16 protein-coding genes and 1 other annotated feature are annotated in these 14,502 nt (G+C 29.4%); of the genes, 10 read left to right on the top strand and 6 right to left on the bottom strand.

The features are described 5' to 3' along the window. Positions 1–21 precede the first annotated feature (21 nt). The 4 genes from HBE96_RS05375 to HBE96_RS05360 all read right to left on the bottom strand — a co-directional run bounded on the left by HBE96_RS05375 (position 22) and on the right by HBE96_RS05360 (position 3,587). Positions 22–1,521, bottom strand: coding sequence for a sugar ABC transporter ATP-binding protein (locus HBE96_RS05375; RefSeq protein WP_169296732.1), 1,500 nt, complete (start codon positions 1,519–1,521; stop codon positions 22–24). A 22-nt stretch (positions 1,522–1,543) separates the two neighbouring features. Next, complete coding sequence (rbsD, locus tag HBE96_RS05370; protein ID WP_169296731.1) at positions 1,544–1,939, bottom strand: D-ribose pyranase; 396 nt, start codon at positions 1,937–1,939, stop codon at positions 1,544–1,546. A 3-nt stretch (positions 1,940–1,942) separates the two neighbouring features. After that, a complete protein-coding gene (gene rbsK / locus HBE96_RS05365) occupies positions 1,943–2,875 on the bottom strand; it encodes a ribokinase (protein ID WP_169296730.1) in 933 nt (310 codons plus the stop codon). 163 nt (positions 2,876–3,038) lie between these two features. Then, positions 3,039–3,587 (bottom strand): 2'-5' RNA ligase family protein, encoded by a 549-nt coding sequence (locus HBE96_RS05360; protein WP_169296729.1) that lies wholly within the window; start codon positions 3,585–3,587, stop codon positions 3,039–3,041. Positions 3,588–3,986: 399 nt separating this feature from the next. Between HBE96_RS05360 and HBE96_RS05355 the strand changes: the two genes are divergently transcribed. The 5 genes from HBE96_RS05355 (at position 3,987) to rlmH (ending at position 7,829) form a co-directional block, all read left to right on the top strand. After that, complete coding sequence (locus HBE96_RS05355) at positions 3,987–5,246, top strand: UDP-N-acetylglucosamine 1-carboxyvinyltransferase (RefSeq protein WP_169296728.1); 1,260 nt, start codon at positions 3,987–3,989, stop codon at positions 5,244–5,246. A 29-nt stretch (positions 5,247–5,275) separates the two neighbouring features. After that, a complete protein-coding gene (locus tag HBE96_RS05350) occupies positions 5,276–6,061 on the top strand; it encodes an MBL fold metallo-hydrolase (protein WP_169296727.1) in 786 nt (261 codons plus the stop codon). A 16-nt stretch (positions 6,062–6,077) separates the two neighbouring features. Then, positions 6,078–6,632 (top strand): GerMN domain-containing protein, encoded by a 555-nt coding sequence (locus HBE96_RS05345; protein ID WP_169296726.1) that lies wholly within the window; start codon positions 6,078–6,080, stop codon positions 6,630–6,632. 115 nt (positions 6,633–6,747) lie between these two features. Next, positions 6,748–7,251 (top strand): SEC-C metal-binding domain-containing protein, encoded by a 504-nt coding sequence (locus tag HBE96_RS05340; protein ID WP_169296725.1) that lies wholly within the window; start codon positions 6,748–6,750, stop codon positions 7,249–7,251. A 98-nt stretch (positions 7,252–7,349) separates the two neighbouring features. After that, on the top strand, positions 7,350–7,829 hold the full coding sequence (gene rlmH / locus HBE96_RS05335; protein ID WP_169296724.1) for a 23S rRNA (pseudouridine(1915)-N(3))-methyltransferase RlmH: 480 nt from the start codon (positions 7,350–7,352) through the stop codon (positions 7,827–7,829). 26 nt (positions 7,830–7,855) lie between these two features. Here rlmH and HBE96_RS05330 read toward each other — a convergent pair whose 3' ends face one another. Next, the gene (locus HBE96_RS05330) at positions 7,856–8,218 is read right to left on the bottom strand and encodes a hypothetical protein (RefSeq protein WP_169296723.1); all 363 of its coding nucleotides are present in this window, start codon (positions 8,216–8,218) and stop codon (positions 7,856–7,858) included. Between the two features lie 22 nt (positions 8,219–8,240). Next, the gene (locus HBE96_RS05325; RefSeq protein ID WP_169296722.1) at positions 8,241–9,221 is read right to left on the bottom strand and encodes a ParM/StbA family protein; all 981 of its coding nucleotides are present in this window, start codon (positions 9,219–9,221) and stop codon (positions 8,241–8,243) included. A gap of 407 nt (positions 9,222–9,628) precedes the next feature. Continuing rightward, positions 9,629–9,876, top strand: a binding site (T-box leader). A gap of 74 nt (positions 9,877–9,950) precedes the next feature. Between HBE96_RS05325 and asnS the strand changes: the two genes are divergently transcribed. The 5 genes from asnS to HBE96_RS05300 all read left to right on the top strand — a co-directional run bounded on the left by asnS (position 9,951) and on the right by HBE96_RS05300 (position 14,440). After that, complete coding sequence (gene asnS / locus HBE96_RS05320) at positions 9,951–11,342, top strand: asparagine--tRNA ligase (RefSeq protein ID WP_169296721.1); 1,392 nt, start codon at positions 9,951–9,953, stop codon at positions 11,340–11,342. A 291-nt stretch (positions 11,343–11,633) separates the two neighbouring features. Next, complete coding sequence (locus HBE96_RS05315; RefSeq protein WP_169296720.1) at positions 11,634–11,879, top strand: TM1266 family iron-only hydrogenase system putative regulator; 246 nt, start codon at positions 11,634–11,636, stop codon at positions 11,877–11,879. 78 nt (positions 11,880–11,957) lie between these two features. Further along, the gene (gene hydF, locus HBE96_RS05310; protein ID WP_169296719.1) at positions 11,958–13,151 is read left to right on the top strand and encodes a [FeFe] hydrogenase H-cluster maturation GTPase HydF; all 1,194 of its coding nucleotides are present in this window, start codon (positions 11,958–11,960) and stop codon (positions 13,149–13,151) included. A 266-nt stretch (positions 13,152–13,417) separates the two neighbouring features. Then, the gene (locus HBE96_RS05305) at positions 13,418–13,903 is read left to right on the top strand and encodes a dUTP diphosphatase (protein WP_169296718.1); all 486 of its coding nucleotides are present in this window, start codon (positions 13,418–13,420) and stop codon (positions 13,901–13,903) included. Between the two features lie 105 nt (positions 13,904–14,008). Continuing rightward, on the top strand, positions 14,009–14,440 hold the full coding sequence (locus HBE96_RS05300; RefSeq protein ID WP_169296717.1) for a DMT family transporter: 432 nt from the start codon (positions 14,009–14,011) through the stop codon (positions 14,438–14,440). The last annotated feature ends 62 nt before the right edge of the window (positions 14,441–14,502 follow it).

Below are 14,502 nucleotides of genomic sequence, written 5' to 3'. Positions count from 1 at the left end.
CTCCTGTATCTAATTAATACTTTAAACTCCAATAGCATACTTCATTATACTTTCTTGAGTTGCTTCCTCTCTCTTCAATTCTCCTGTTACTTTTCCTTCATGCATTACCATTACTCTATCACTAACTCCTAATATTTCTGCCATATCAGAAGAAATCATTATAACAGCTTTGCCCATACTTTTTAGCTTATTTAGTACTTCATAAATTTCTTTTTTTGCACCTACATCTATACCCTTTGTAGGTTCATCAACTATTAATACTTTAGGTGAACGCATTAGCCATTTAGCTAAAATCACTTTTTGTTGATTTCCCCCACTAAGATTTTTAACTAGTTGTTCCTGACTAGGTGTCTTTATGGATAGCTTCTTAATATACTCTTCTACTTCCTTTTTTTCTGACTTTTTATCTATTCTCTTCATTTTGTTTTCATAACTAGTCAGATTAGGAAGTGTCATATTCTGAGCTACAGACATATTTAAAATAAGACCTTCTTGTTTTCTATCCTCTGATAAGTAACATATACCATATTTAATAGCATCTTTAGGTGAATTAATATTTACTTTTTCACCATCTACATATATTTCTCCTGAACCCTTCTTATAATCTCCAAATATAGTTTTGGCAAGCTCAGTTCTTCCTGCTCCCATGAGACCTGAAACCCCTAATATTTCTCCTGATCTAATCTCAAAACTTACATTCTTTACTTTATCCTTCATGGATAGGTTTTCAACTTTAAGTAAAACATTCTCTTTCTCTACTTCTTTATAAGGAAACTGTTCTTCAAGTTTTCTTCCTACCATCATGGTAATTAAATCGTCTTTAGTTACATCTTTAGTTTCAACAGAACCTATATACTTACCATCTCTTAACACTGTTATGGAATCACAAATTTGGAATATTTCATCCATTCTATGAGATATATATATAATTGCTATTCCCTTTTCTTTTAGCTTTCTAATTACTTCAAATAACTTTTGAGTTTCCACATCCGTTAGCGCTGTAGTAGGCTCATCCATAATAATAACACTAGAATTTTTAGTTAATGCCTTTGCAATTTCGATCATTTGCATTTCTCCAAGATTTATATCTTTAACTAGTGTATTAGGATTTATGTTGCATCCAATTTGATCTAAGAAATATTTACTTTTTTCTTTCATCCAAGCTTTATTTATTTTTCTAGTACCACTACTAAACTTTTCATTACCTAAAAATATATTTTGAGCTACTGTTAAATTAGGAAGAACACTAAGTTCTTGATGTATGATAGTTATCCCTAAGCTTTCGGCATGTTTTATTCCCTGTATCTCTATTTCGTCACCATCTACAATGATCTTTCCTTCATCTTTTTTATATACACCACTTACTATTTTCATTAATGTGGACTTTCCAGCTCCATTTTCTCCAAGTAAGGCCAGTACTTTTCCACCGTAAGCTTTTATATGCACATCCTGTAATGCCTTTACTCCTGGAAATGATTTAGATATACCCACCATTTCCAAAATAGGCTTTTTACTTTCCATACTTTATCCTCCTAATACTTTATTAGAATATAACCCCTGATTTTAAAATTATATTTGCATAAGGAGTCTGTTCTCCTGTCCTTATAACCGCCTTGCACTCCTTTAACTTAATTTTAAGCTCTTCATGAGTAATAAATGTTATTTTTGTATCTCCAATTTCACTTTTTATTTCTTCATATAATTTAGGACTAACGTCTACTGTTTCCTTAGCTATTTCAACCTCTTCAATTTGTAGTTCTTGTAATACTACTTTTAGTGTTTGTATAAAAGTAGGTACATCCTTTATAAGTGCTATATCTATTCTTTCTGTTTCTTTTGGAATAGGTAATCCACAATCTCCAATAGCCAAAGTTTCCGTATGCCCCATTTGTGCTATAACACTTGAAATATTAGAATTTAGCATGCCAATTTTTTTCATTTTCTATTCCTCCCCATACACTTCTTTTACCTCTTCCAAATAAGGAAGTGAAGGTTGCGCTCCTGCTCTTTGTACTACGATAGATGAAACTTTATTCGCAAATTTTATAGAATTTTCAATAGAATTAAAATCTACTATATCACTATTTACTAACTTACTTATTAAAGCTCCTATGAAACTATCTCCTGCAGCTGTAGTGTCTATGGCCTTTACTTTATAAGCAGGCACAATACTTAATTTATCTTTATCTACTATAGCAGCACCTTTTTCTCCTAATGTTATTATTACAAATTTTACACCCTTTTCTAAAAATTTGTTTGAAGCTTTTCTTATACTTTCTTCATCCTTTACTTCTATGCTAGTAAGCTCAAAAGCTTCCGTTTCATTTGGTGCTATGATATCTGTAAGTTCTAATAATTCTTCTGGTATATTCTTTGCTGGTGCAGGATTTAAAACTGTAACTACTCCATTTTCTCTTGCTATTTTAAAAGCTTGTATCGTAGCTTCTACTGGTGTTTCAAATTGGGCTACCAATATTTTAGAACTTACTATAACTTGCTTTAAATTTTCAATATAACTTGGATTTATCTCCATGTTAGCTCCTGGAACTACTATAATAGAGTTATTTCCGAGGTCATCCACTGTTATAATAGCCATGCCTGTAGGATTAGTATCACTATAATTTACATTACTTACATCTATATTATCCTTTTTTAAAACTTTCACTAATTCTAAACCGTTTTCATCATTTCCAACACTAGCTACCATACATACATTAGCACCTAACCTTCTTGCTGCTACTGCTTGGTTAGCTCCTTTTCCGCCTGATATCCTTTGAAAACTTTTTGACAGAATAGTTTCTCCTGACTTTACCATCCTATCTACTCTTAAAACTAGGTCCATATTTATACTTCCTAAAATACAAACATTTTGCATTTAATAATCACCTCTTTTTACTTAACCGGTTTAGTTAATCGGTTTATTTGATTTTATATTATTCAAGTTTATATGTCAATAATTTTATGTAAACTTTTTCACTTGTAAATAAAAGAAATAAAAAACTTACACTTGCTATAGCATTTGTGTAAGTTTTTTATTTCTAAAATTCTCTCAATTCAAAAGTTTTTACTACTATATCTTTCTTATTATTTATAGGTTTCCAAAGTTCAATTCTATCTATTACACCCATCTTATAAAAATTTTGTTTTTTATTGCTTTCACAGGATGCTGCATACTCTTTACTGCTCCACTGCCTTGAGGCAAAATTAACATTAGCTAATGATATATGTAAGCCTAAATTATCTATATTCTCCCTAACATCAAATCCATGTAATTTTAAGCTTTCATTTATCTTTCTCGCAAGTCTAATAATATATCCCTTATTTTCTATTTTTAAATTAATAGATTTATATGGATGTTCAAAACATACATCTCCATTTATTTCTACTTTAAACTTTTTATAAGGCTTTAGTATGTCTCCAACTATCTTGCTTAACTTTTCCATATCTGGATCTCCTACAACTTCTAAAGTTATGTGTAAAGCAGGAATATTTCTATATAACTTGTACTTTCTACATATACTTCTTTGTATTTCCTCGATAGAAGAATACGATTCTTTATTAAATAAGGCTACTAAATAATACTTCATACTTTTTCAATCCCCCAAGTTAATCTTAATAAAATATATTAAATAGAAGTTCTAACTATTATTATATCATATGATCATTTTCATAATAAACTTTACAAAATGTGGCTTTGATATTAACCTAAAATAAAAAACATAAAACTAGTTTTTGTCAAAGTCCTATAAAATGTCATACTTAATATGCTAACAAAATAACTTTTCATTATAAATAATGGCATCTACACTTAATAATATAATCTTTTTTATCCTTTTTCAATAAATTACATAAAACATCCTATTCACATTTTTAAAATTAGTGTTAAAATATTATAGAATTATGTTATAATAAACTTTGTGTAGTAATACGAATGTAAGATTTTTTTAATATAAATTATTATTAATATGATAAGGATGGATGCGGGAATGGATAAATTGGTAATTAACGGAGGAAACCCTCTTTTTGGTTCTATAGAAATAAATGGTGCTAAAAACGCTGCTGTAGCAATACTTCCTGCTGCTATACTAGCAAGTAAAAGTGTTTGTAATATAGATAATATACCTAATATTGAAGATGTTCATTGTTTAGAAAGAATACTTGAAAGCTTAGGCTGTAAAATAGAAGTAGGAAAAAACTCAGTTATGATAGATAGTACTACTATAAATAATGTAAATGCTGATACTGAAGATGTAAGAAAGATGAGAGCTTCTTACTATCTTATAGGTGCTCTTTTAGGTAGATTTAAGAAAGCTAAAGTAGAACTACCTGGAGGATGTCCTATTGGTGTTAGGCCTATTGACCAACATATAAAAGGTTTTGAAGCCTTAGGAGCTAAAGTAGATATCACACACGGTTGTGTTGTTGTAGAAGCTGATAGATTAATAGGTACCAACATATTTTTTGATGTAGTTAGTGTAGGTGCTACAATAAATGTTATGCTTGCAGCAACTCTTGCTGAAGGTGTAACTACTTTAGAAAATGTAGCAAAAGAGCCTCACATAGTAGATGTTGCAAACTTCCTAAATAGTATGGGAGCTAATATAAAAGGTGCTGGTACTGACGTAATCAGAGTTGTTGGTGTAAAAGAACTTCAGGGTTGTTCGTACAGCGTAATACCAGATCAAATAGAAGCTGGTACTTATATGATTGCTGCTGCTGCCTGTGGTGGTGAAGTGCGACTAGAAAATGTTATACCAAAACATTTAGAATCTATTTCAGCAAAACTTATAGAAATGGGTGGTGAAATTATTGAAGATGGTGATTGTATTACCGTAAAATCCAATGGTAAGCTTAAGGGCGTAAATATAAAAACTCAGCCTTATCCAGGATTTCCAACAGATGTACAACAACCTATGAGTGCATTATTAACCGTTTCTAAAGGTAGAAGCATTATATCTGAAAGTATTTGGGAAAGTAGATTTAAACATGTGGATGAACTTAAAAAAATGGGCGGAAGCATAAAAGTAGAAGGCAGAACTGCAATTATAGATGGTGTTGATAAACTTACAGGTGCTACTGTTAAAGCAACAGATCTAAGAGCAGGTGCTGCTATGGTTATTGCTGGACTTATTGCTGATGGAACTACAGAAGTCCTAAGCATTGAACATATTGACAGAGGATATCCAAATATTGAGGATAAATTCAAAGCTCTAGGCGCTAATATAAAAAGAGTTAGTTGTTCATAATAGTATTAATTTAAGATAGGAGAATTATTATGATTTTCTGTCCTTTATATAGTGGCAGCAGTGGAAATAGCATATTTGTATCCTCTAATAACACTAAGGTTTTAGTAGATGCAGGACTTCCAGGAAAAAGCATAGAAAAAGCTCTTGAACATATTGGTGAAAATCCTGCTGATATTGATGGTATATTTGTTACCCATGAACATATAGATCATACTAAAGGTGTAGGTGTATTATCTAGAAAGTATAATATACCTATATATGCTAATGCTCCTACATGGGATTCTATGTCAAAAACTATTGGTAAAATAAAAGAATCAAATATAAAGATATTGCAAAATAATTACATAAGTATCAAAGATATGGACATAATTAGTTATAAAATATCTCATGATGCTGCAGCTCCTTCTGGATATTCATTGAGCTGTAAAAATAAAAAAGCTTGTATAGCAACTGATTTAGGATTTTTTTCTGCAGAAATATGTAAAACATTACAAGATGCAGATGTAGTGCTATTAGAAAGCAATCACGATGTACAAATGTTAAAGTTTGGTCCTTATCCTTACAACTTGAAAAGAAGAATTTTAAGTAACATTGGACATCTATCTAATGATGATTGCGGAAAAGCTATTATTAATATATCTAATAATAAATTTAAAAAAATTATTTTAGGCCATTTAAGCAAAACAAATAATTACCCTGAGCTGGCATATCAAACAGTATTAAATATCTTAAATGAAGCTGGAATTGAGCTAAATAAGGATTTAACTGTATCTGTAGCCAAAAGGGATATGCCTAGTAATTATATAGACTTTTAATAAAAAGGTGATGGATATGAAAAAAACTTTTTGTATATTCGTATGCTCCATAACTATATTTTCTACAATAAGCTTAACAGGCTGCAAAAATAAAGATATTGCAAATACTAAAGATAAAGAAAAACAAATTGCTTTATCAAAAGAAAAAGAAAATACTCTAGATATAAACGTATATTTTGGATCTTCTAACAATACTACTGAACTATCTAAAGAAGAACGTGTTATAAAAAAAGATGAGTTATTAGGTGAAGCTATTATTAATGAACTCATAAAAGGACCATCTGTAAAAAGTAACTTGAATTTTGTTTTGCCTAAAGAAACCAAACTTTTAAGCTTTTCAATTAAAGATAATACTGCTTATGTAAACTTTAGTAAAGAAGCAAATGTATCTATGAAGTCATCTAAGGAAGAAGTTTGTTTGAAGAGTATTATATTTTCTTTAAGTGAGATATCTTCAATACAGAAAGTTAAAATTTTAATAGATAATAAAGATACTAATTTGTGGGGAGATAATTTTGATCTATCAAAACCACTTGAAAAAAATACTATACTAAATGCTAAAAAAAAGTAAATTATTAAAAAAGTACTGTAAAAATATTATTGAAAAATATTGTGTTTTTTATTATAATATTTGAAGTAGTACGACTTTTAAGTCAGTAATATATTTTCAAAAGGAGAATAAAACTATGAGTTTGTATAAAAGTTGGACAGATATGGTTGTAGATTTTGTTAAAACTAGAGGTGAAGCTGCTTTCTGGAAAGAATATGGCGCTATTGAAAAAAGTATTTACACAAAAGTTTTAGCTGAACATAATAAAACTATAAGCGGAAGCATTAAGGACTTATCCGATAAGTTTGGAACTTCAACAGTATTTTTCATGGGTTTTCTAGATGGTATAAATGATAGCCTTGTTGAATCTTTCGATCTTAAGAGCTTAGAAGAAGATTCTAATATCGAATTAAAAATTGACTTCGATAAATTATATTTCAATATGTTAGATGCTAAAGCTGATTATCTTTACACTCTTCCTCAATGGGAATCTATATTCTCTAAAGAAAAGAGAAAAGAAATACACAAGGACTGGGCTAACTCTAAGACTGTAATAAATAAGAATAAAGTAGGAAGAAATGATCCATGTCCATGCGGAAGCGGAAAAAAATATAAGCACTGTTGTGGAAAAAACGCTTAATTGTGAATTAAATCCTTACACTTTGGTGTAAGGATTTTTTCTTGTTATTTAAAACTTTTTGATTTATATTAACATATTAATAACAGGGAGACTTTATCATGAATATATTTATAATATGTGTCGGAAAACTTAAAGAAAAATACTTAAAGGATGCTATAGATGAATATTCTAAACGCTTAGGCCGCTATTGTAAACTAGACATAATAGAAGTACCTGATGAAAAAACACCTGATAACGCTTCTAAAAAAGAGGAAATTCAAATAAAAGAAAAGGAAGGGCTAAACATTTTAAAACATATAAAAAGTAATATGTTTGTTACAGCGCTAGATTTGAAAGGTTCCATGCTTTCCTCTGAACAATTAGCAAGCTTTATAAAAGATTCAGCTATTAATGGAAATAGCAACCTATCTTTTATAATTGGTGGTTCTTTAGGTCTTTCAAAACAAGTATTATCAAGAGCAGATTTTAAGCTTTGTTTTTCCAAAATGACTTTTCCTCATCAACTTATGAGGGTAATTTTATTAGAGCAAATATATAGAGGATATAGAATTATTAATGGAGAACCATACCATAAATAAAAGCTCGGGAATCACCCCGAGCTTTTCTAATCCTCATCAATAGGAATATCTTCTAAATTACTCTCTAACGCATCTATGTTGGTCTCTATCTCATTTATAATTGATTTTTTTTCTGCAACGCCTTCATTTTCTGCCAGTCCAAATGTTACAGTACTATTTTTATTTGTTTTAATAAATTCTTTTAACCTATCATCTATTAATTTTTTTACAGTTTCTAAATTATTAAACTCAACAGAATCCTTATATTTTTCATAAAACCTTATAGACTCGCAAATATAATCAGTGGCTATAAAACTTTCATTATGAATTTTTTTACTTTCAAGCAATCTTCTTATATCCATGTTTTTTCTTGAAAATGTAAGAACTAACGATCCAGGTCTTTTTGCCATAATATATCCCCCCTATTATTCCCTAGGTAATATATTTTTTATATGCCACTTTGTATAAACCCTCTACAGTTGACCACTGAGGATCAGCAGTTATAAATGAATTAGGAATCTTATTGGTTATTGCATCAACTAACTTTTGAGTAGTGCCACCTATAAATACAAGTCCATCTAATTCCTCTATACGGAATCCATGTCTATTAATCTCATTACAAGCTTCATCAAAAAAACGTTTCTTACTATTCTCAATAACTTCCTGACTTCCCCTATCTATTTCTCCAAAATTGGATAAATACCCAAGATCAAGTGCTCTCTCTGCTGCATCAAATTTAACTATATTCCCTCTTTTATAGCCAGTTAAATCATCCGCTATATAATTAATGAGTTTTATTGCTCCAAGCTCCTCTACAAAACGATCAGAAGAAGGTGACATACATACACCATCAGTATAAAGAGAAAATGTAAAATTCAATCCTCCAAAATCAACTACTCCCATCTTTTTATTTTTAAATAAGTGAGGAGACAAATAAACTATTCCAGATCCTTCAGCTTTTATCATTATATTCGAAATCTCAAAGCTATAATTTTTATCATCTACATTTATTTCTATAGTGCCATTACCTTTTATAAAATCTTTATATTCTTGTTTAGCTTTTTCAACTTTCAATACACTTATAGGACATGCAAGAACCATATTTATTTTATTATCTTTAGTATTAGGTTCCAAAAATTGAGTAATAGCTGTATACGTACATATTTTATGTATGAACAATGTCTTTGATGTTTCATAACTTTTGGTTTCACCTTGCTCACCTACGATTAACTCCTCACCATTAAATATTACTTTGTATGATTTACCTTCTGCATCTATATAACCATTTTTAAGCTCATATATTTTAGTTCTAATATTTACTTTTTGTATATCAGAAGTTAAACCTTTAGAGTTTCTTCCAATTACTTTAACAGCATATTTTCCAGCATCCAATGCCATTATATATTCGCTCATTTTTTTAATCACTCCCTTAAATCTTGTCTTCGTATCTACATTGTACTCTAAACGCATATGCAAATCAATTACTTTTTATACAATTATTGTAAAAAATATCATTATATAAACATTTTGTAGGTACTCTGTAGATGCTTTATAGATACAAAAACATAAAACATCAACCCATTTTTCCCTTATGGAACAAACTATTAAATTTAATATTTACTGGGTAATACACATCTCCTTTATTAAAAAACTAAGAATATTAATAATTATAAAAATTATATTGTCTTTACATATAATTTTAAGTAATGAAATTTATAAAAAAATTTTCCTTAACACGCAATAAATTCTTTAAAAATGTAAAAGATAACATTGACATATAACTACATAAATATTATAATTTTAAATTGAAATGCATAATAAAAAAAACAATGATAAGACTAGTAGATATAAAACTTATTTCTAGCGAGTTGGCGGTGGTGTAAGGCCAATAATCAAGTTTATATTGAATAACATCTTTGAGTTTCTAACCGAACTCCTTATTGGATAGTAGACTTAGAGGTAACCAATGCCTTACTATTGGTATGTAAAGAATTTTTCTTTACTATTTAAGTGGTCATTTTTTGATAAATTGGGTGGTACCGCGAAATTCAAACCTTTCGTCCCTTTATGGATGTAAGGTTTTTTTATATGTATTTATTTAATTAACAATTAAATTTTATATTTTTAGGAGGAATTTAATTTATGGAAATAACATTAGTAAAGTCACTATACAAAGAAACTGAAAAATTTGCAAATTCATCTGTAAAAGTATCTGGTTGGATAAGAACTTTAAGAGATTCTAAATCATTTGGTTTTATAGAAATAAACGATGGTACATTTTTCAAAAACGTACAGATAGTTTTTGATGAAAGCCTTGAAAATTTCAAAGACATAACAAAACTTCCTATTAGTTCTTCATTATCAGTTGAAGGAACTGTAGTTCTTACACCACAGTCAAAACAGCCTTTTGAAATAAAAGCTACAAAAATAGTTGTAGAAGGAAAATCTTCTTCTGATTATCCACTACAAAAGAAAAGACATTCTCTTGAATACTTAAGAACTATAGCCCATTTAAGACCTAGAAGTAATACTTTTTCAGCAGTATTTAGAGTTCGTTCTGTAGCAGCGTTTGCTGTACACAAATTTTTCCAAGAAAGAGGCTTTGTATATACTAATACCCCATTAATAACAGGAAGTGACTGCGAAGGTGCTGGAGAAATGTTTAAATTAACAACTTTAGATTTAAACAATATTCCAAAGGACGAAAACGGTAATGTAGATTTTTCAAAGGACTTCTTTGGAAAGGAAACAAACCTTACAGTAAGCGGTCAGCTATCTGCTGAAACTTTTGCACTTGCCTTTAGAAATGTTTATACCTTTGGACCAACATTTAGAGCTGAAAATTCAAATACAGCAAGACATGCTGCTGAATTCTGGATGATAGAACCTGAAATGGCTTTTGCTGAATTAAAGGATTATATGGACGTAGCTGAAGACTTAGTTAAATATGTAATAAAATATGTACTTGCAAATGCCCCAGAAGAAATGGAATTCTTTAATTCCTTTGTAGATAAAGGACTATTTGATAGATTAGATAATGTTGCAAATTCAGACTTTGGAAGGATCTCATATACAGAAGCCGTGGATATATTGAAAAAATGCGGTGAAGAATTTCAATATCCAGTAGAATGGGGAATTGATCTTCAAACTGAACATGAAAGATATTTAACTGAAAAAGTATTTAAGAAGCCTATATTTGTAACAGACTATCCAAAGGATATAAAAGCATTTTACATGAGAGCAAATGATGACGGAAAGACTGTTGCTGCTGCTGACTTACTTGTACCAGGCGTTGGTGAAATCGTAGGAGGTAGCCAAAGAGAAGAACGATTAGATATATTAGAAAAAAGAATTGAAGAAATGGGACTTAAAAAAGAAGATTACTGGTGGTATCTTGAATTAAGAAAATATGGAGAAACAAAACATTCAGGTTTTGGCCTTGGATTTGAAAGAATCCTAATGTATGTAACTGGAATGTCTAATATAAGAGATGTAATTCCATTCCCAAGAACAACAGGATCTGCTGAATTTTAATCTATAAAAAGAATGTATGTTTAGTTAAAATAAAATTGACTGAACATGCATTCTTTTTATATAACCATACAAAATATTAAGTTTTTTCAATACTCCATTTGACATAAATAAATTCCATGCCTATAATTAATTTAATCTGATTTAATAGAACTTTCTGTTGCTTTAGATTCTAAAACTTTATATATTTAACCTAATTGCAAAGAGATTTCTAAACAAAAGGGGAACTTATATTAATTTAAATACGGATATCTTTGGTATTTGCCAAAGTTTTTTTATTTTGGAGGTAATAATATGGAAAAAAGAATTGGTGTTGTAGGTATAGTTGTAGAAAACCTTGAAAATGCATCAAAAGTTAATAGTATACTTCATTCCTTTGCAGATATAATCGTTGGAAGAATGGGTATTCCTTATAAAGAGAAAAACTTATCAGTTATATCTTTAATAGTTGATGGTACATCAGATAACATAAGCGCTATGACAGGTAAGTTAGGTAAAATTGAGGGGATAAATGTGAAATCAGCCATAACTAAAAAATAAACATTTTCTTTATCTAAAATGAGGATAACTTGCTAAAAAGTCTAAATTTAAAAATTAATTTTAGGAGGATGATATAATATGCAGGACACACCTAAATCCAATAGACTTCATATTGCTATTTTTGGCAGACGTAATGCAGGAAAATCAAGCCTTATAAATGCTTTAACAGGGCAAAATATAGCTCTTGTATCAAATTTCGCTGGTACAACTACAGATCCTGTTTATAAACCTATGGAACTTTTGCCAATAGGTCCTGTTGTAATCATAGATACTGCCGGTCTTGATGATACTGGTGAACTTGGAGAACTTAGAATAAGAAAAACTAAAAAGGTTATGGATAAAACAGATTTAGCCTTATTGGTTTTTACCAAGGATTGTCCAGATTTATCTTCAGAACTTCAATGGTTTAATAGCTTAAAAGAAGGAAACATACCAATTATAGGCGTTATTAATAAAATAGACTGTTTAGATATGGACATTAAAGATTTACAAAATAAATTTCATATACCTTTTGTAAAAGTAAGTGCTAAAACTAAAGTAAATATAGGAAAATTAAAAGAAGCTATACAAATTAATGCACCTATGGATTTTGAAAAATCCACTATAATTGGAGATTTGGTAAAACCTAAAGACGTTGTTATTCTTGTAGCACCTCAAGACATTCAAGCTCCCAAAGGGAGACTTATACTGCCTCAAGTACAGGTTTTAAGAGATTTACTGGATAATGATACTTTAGCTCTTACAGTAAAAGATACTGAGCTTAATGACATTCTTAAACTATTAAGTAAGAAACCAGATCTTGTTATAACTGATTCCCAAGTATTTAAAAAAGTAAATGAAATACTATCAAATGATATTCCTCTAACTTCTTTCTCTATACTAATGGCTAGATATAAAGGAGATTTAGATATACTTATAAATGGTGCAAAAGCAATTGATAATTTAAAGCCAGGAGACAAAGTATTAATAGCAGAAGCTTGTACTCATCATCCACTAAAAGGGGATATTGGTCGTCAAAAACTTCCTAACTGGCTTGAAACTAAAGCTGGTGGTGATTTAAACATAACAATTAATGCAGGAGTTGACTTTCCCGATGATTTGTCTCAATATAAATTAATACTTCACTGCGGTGCTTGCATGTTTAATAGAAAACAATTTATGAGCAGACTTATAAGGGCCTGTGAGCAGAGTATCCCTATAACTAACTACGGAATAGCAATTGCACATTTAAACGGTATTTTACAACGTGTTACAGAAATATTCCATAAGTAATATTGAGATTTAATATATAATAACCTTAAAGAGAGCTTTTTGCATAACTATGTAAAATCTCTCTTTAATCTTGCTTGAATATTACGCTGAATTATCATTAAAAGTTAAATTTTTTTACAATTTAAAAAAAAATTTCATGTAACCGATTCCAGATTATTTCAATATTTATTAATTTTCGCTAAAATATATAAGTGGGAAGTATTTATCCAAAAATAACTTACGTTATTACGTTTAATTATAAGGATATGGAAAGGCGGCCTTATTATATGAATCTGGAAAAATTATTTCAATTACAAGAAAATTTAAATGGACACATAGAGAAAGAACATAATCTCGAACATACTTCTTTATTATCCGAAAAAATATTAGCACTTCAAGTAGAACTTGCTGAACTTGCTAATGAAACAAAATGTTTTAAATTTTGGAGCTGTAAACCTTCTTCTAATAAAGAAATTGTTTTAGAAGAATTTGCAGATTGTCTCCACTTTATACTAAGTTTAGGCCTAGAAAAAGGCTTTACAACAATACGTATAAAACCTAAGGATATACAGTATGATATAACATCTCAATTTTTAAATCTTTACGTAGATATAAATGACTTTTTTATTTGTTCCTCAAGTGACCATTACATAACTTTATTTGAAGACTTCCTTGCTCTTGGCAAAAGCCTCAATTTCTCAGCAGAAGACATAGAAAATGCTTATTTAACTAAAAATTGTATTAATCATAAACGTCAAAATGAAGGATATTAACTTTAACCTTACTAAGGCCTATAAATCATTATAGGTCTTTTTATTTTAACTTTAATTAATAATATTATTTGATTCTGGTTAAAATATTTATAGGAAGGTGATTTAATGCTAGGTATAATATTTTCAATAGTAGCAGGTGTATGTATGAGCCTTCAAGGTGTTTTTAATACAAGACTTGGAGAAAAAATAGGACTTTGGGAAACAAACGTTATAGTTCAAGGCACAGCTTTTCTTTTAACCATGGTTACTTTATTTCTATTGGGAAATGGTAATTTTAAAAATATAAAATATTGTAACAAAATATATTTATTAGGTGGTCTTCTTGGTGTCATTATTACCTTTACTGTAATGGAAGGTATTGCAACCTTAGGCGCTACTTATTCTATTGCAACAATACTAGTAGCTCAATTAACTGCTGCTGCTCTAATAGATGCTTTTGGAGTTTTTGGTACACATCAGGTCAAATTTCATATTACTAAAATAATTGGAGTTTGTATAATGATCATAGGCATTGTAGTATTTAAATGGAAAGGTTAAATTTAGTAGACTTAAACTAAATATAGGGATATAATGTATAATATGAACTCTACTTTTTATAT

The organism is Clostridium muellerianum (assembly GCF_012926525.1).
Taxonomy (GTDB): Bacteria; Bacillota; Clostridia; order Clostridiales; family Clostridiaceae; genus Clostridium_AM; species Clostridium_AM muellerianum.
This window is presented reverse-complemented; position numbering and strand designations above follow the sequence as displayed.

Coding starts and splice junctions, on each gene's coding strand:
- HBE96_RS05315 (WP_169296720.1), top strand. CDS start 11,634: ATGGAAAAAAGAATTGGTGTTGTAGGTATAGTTGTAGAAAACCTTGAA.
- HBE96_RS05300 (WP_169296717.1), top strand. CDS start 14,009: ATGCTAGGTATAATATTTTCAATAGTAGCAGGTGTATGTATGAGCCTT.
- HBE96_RS05330 (WP_169296723.1), bottom strand. CDS start 8,218: ATGGCAAAAAGACCTGGATCGTTAGTTCTTACATTTTCAAGAAAAAAC.
- HBE96_RS05345 (WP_169296726.1), top strand. CDS start 6,078: ATGAAAAAAACTTTTTGTATATTCGTATGCTCCATAACTATATTTTCT.
- rbsK (WP_169296730.1), bottom strand. CDS start 2,875: ATGCAAAATGTTTGTATTTTAGGAAGTATAAATATGGACCTAGTTTTA.
- HBE96_RS05325 (WP_169296722.1), bottom strand. CDS start 9,221: ATGAGCGAATATATAATGGCATTGGATGCTGGAAAATATGCTGTTAAA.
- HBE96_RS05360 (WP_169296729.1), bottom strand. CDS start 3,587: ATGAAGTATTATTTAGTAGCCTTATTTAATAAAGAATCGTATTCTTCT.
- HBE96_RS05340 (WP_169296725.1), top strand. CDS start 6,748: ATGAGTTTGTATAAAAGTTGGACAGATATGGTTGTAGATTTTGTTAAA.
- rlmH (WP_169296724.1), top strand. CDS start 7,350: ATGAATATATTTATAATATGTGTCGGAAAACTTAAAGAAAAATACTTA.
- HBE96_RS05350 (WP_169296727.1), top strand. CDS start 5,276: ATGATTTTCTGTCCTTTATATAGTGGCAGCAGTGGAAATAGCATATTT.
- asnS (WP_169296721.1), top strand. CDS start 9,951: ATGGAAATAACATTAGTAAAGTCACTATACAAAGAAACTGAAAAATTT.
- hydF (WP_169296719.1), top strand. CDS start 11,958: ATGCAGGACACACCTAAATCCAATAGACTTCATATTGCTATTTTTGGC.
- HBE96_RS05355 (WP_169296728.1), top strand. CDS start 3,987: ATGGATAAATTGGTAATTAACGGAGGAAACCCTCTTTTTGGTTCTATA.
- HBE96_RS05375 (WP_169296732.1), bottom strand. CDS start 1,521: ATGGAAAGTAAAAAGCCTATTTTGGAAATGGTGGGTATATCTAAATCA.
- HBE96_RS05305 (WP_169296718.1), top strand. CDS start 13,418: ATGAATCTGGAAAAATTATTTCAATTACAAGAAAATTTAAATGGACAC.
- rbsD (WP_169296731.1), bottom strand. CDS start 1,939: ATGAAAAAAATTGGCATGCTAAATTCTAATATTTCAAGTGTTATAGCA.